Annotated in this window: 2 protein-coding genes and 1 pseudogene; 2 read left to right on the plus strand and 1 reads right to left on the minus strand. The window is 64.0% G+C overall.

Going from position 1 to position 1,668, the window contains the following annotated elements; translation table 11 throughout:
- Positions 1-367 (plus strand): annotated as a pseudogene (locus I71_RS30120) (oxalate/formate MFS antiporter); the annotation flags it as partial.
- An 83-nt stretch (positions 368-450) separates the two neighbouring features.
- Here the strand turns inward: I71_RS30120 and I71_RS30125 are convergent.
- On the minus strand, positions 451-672 hold the full coding sequence (locus I71_RS30125; RefSeq protein ID WP_042703058.1) for a hypothetical protein: 222 nt from the start codon (positions 670-672) through the stop codon (positions 451-453).
- A 321-nt stretch (positions 673-993) separates the two neighbouring features.
- Here I71_RS30125 and I71_RS30130 point away from each other — a divergent pair.
- Positions 994-1,668 (plus strand): alpha-amylase family glycosyl hydrolase (locus tag I71_RS30130; protein ID WP_042703060.1); only part of this gene is annotated, 675 nt, incomplete at its 3' end.

A 1,668-nucleotide genomic window follows, 5' to 3' on the forward strand; every position in this document is an offset into this window, starting at 1 on the left:
CAAGGTCACGGGCATGGTCTTCCTGGCCTGGGGCGAGGTGTACAGCCTGTTCAGCGCCACTTCGGCCGACACCTTCGGCACCAAGCATGCCGCAAAGATCTACGGCGTCCTCTACTGCGCCAAGGGTGTCGCCGCCCTGCTGGTCCCGATGGGCAACCTGCTGATGGAAGCCACCGGCACCTGGGCGACCGTTCTCTACGTCACCGCCACCATGGACCTGACCGCCGCGGCCTGCGCGCTGCTGGTCCTGAAGCCGATGCTGGCCCGCCACCATGCCCGCAACGAGGAGCTGGCGCGGCGTGCCGAACAGGGGGAGACCTCCCGCGCCGTCCCGCTGGGAGCCACCGCCGGCACCGCGAATGGCTAAGGCGGCAGCCGGGGGGCTTCGCTCGGAAGACTGACTGACAAATGCGGGCCGGGAATGCGCGAGAGCGCCCCGGTCCGCATCGCTCATTCGAGCCAGAAGGGACGGTCTTTCGCCTTATCCGATTGGCCGTCGTTCTGCGCCGCCTGCTGGAAGCGGTCCGAGGAGAACAGGATGCCCGGCTCCTCCTCCGTCTCGTCCTTTTCCGGCTCGATCACGGTGAAGCCACCCCGGCCGCTGGCCATATAGACGGCATGGCCGATCATGCCGGTCAGCGCGAGGAACAGAAGGGCCTGGGTCTCGATCATGTCGGGAACGTCCTTATCGGGAGGGGAGGGGCATCGACAGGAACAACAGGGCATGAGGCCAAACGGCATCTTCCACGGGCTGCGGATGCCCACGGCGACGGTCCGGTTATGCTGTGCTGCAACATAAGCAAGTCGGCATGCTACCGCAAAAAGTTTTGCATACCAGATGCCGGATGCCTGACCTGCAACTTTGCCGCAGGGCAGACCGCGCGGGTCCTGCCGCCAAAGATCGGGGTGCCGCGCAACCAAAGTGGCGTTGCCGTTGTTCCCCGCCTGTCGCCTCCGCATCGGGCCGGGGGACAGCTTCGCGATGGAGCGGCCATGATCCGGGACCTTTGGTACAAGAACGCGGTGATCTACAATCTGTCACTGTCGACCTTCATGGACGCCAACGGCGACGGTGTCGGCGATTTCCAGGGGCTGCTGCGCCGGCTGGACTATCTGCATGGGCTGGGGGTGACCTGCCTGTGGCTGGGGCCGTTCCAGACTTCGCCGCTGAAGGACGACGGGTACGACGTCGCCGATTACTACAATGTCGATCCGCGTTACGGCACGCTGGGCGATTTCGTCGAGTTCACCCACGCCTGTGAACAGCGCGGCATCCGGGTGATCATCGATCTGGTGATCAACCACACCTCCGACGAACATCCCTGGTTCAAGGCCGCCCGCAGCGATCCCGCCAGCAAGTATCGCGACTGGTATGTCTGGTCGGACAGGAAGCCCGAGAATGCCGACACTGGCATGGTCTTTCCCGGCGTTCAGAAATCGACCTGGACTTATAACCGCGAAGCCAAGGCCTGGTACTTCCACCGCTTCTACAAATTCCAGCCCGACCTGAACACCGCCAATCCGGAAGTGCAGGCCGAGCTGTTGAAGATCATGGGCTTCTGGATCCAGCTGGGCGTGGCCGGCTTCCGCATGGACGCCGTGCCCTTCATCATCGCGGAGAAGGGAGCCGAGGTCACCAACCCGAAGGAACAGTTCGGCATGCTGCGC

The organism is Azospirillum sp. B506 (assembly GCF_000333595.1).
GTDB lineage: Bacteria > Pseudomonadota > Alphaproteobacteria > Azospirillales > Azospirillaceae > Azospirillum.

What these genes read in the sequence shown, in the direction of transcription:
- I71_RS30125 (WP_042703058.1), bottom strand. Translation starts at nt 672, where the DNA reads ATGATCGAGACCCAGGCCCTTCTGTTCCTCGCGCTGACCGGCATGATC.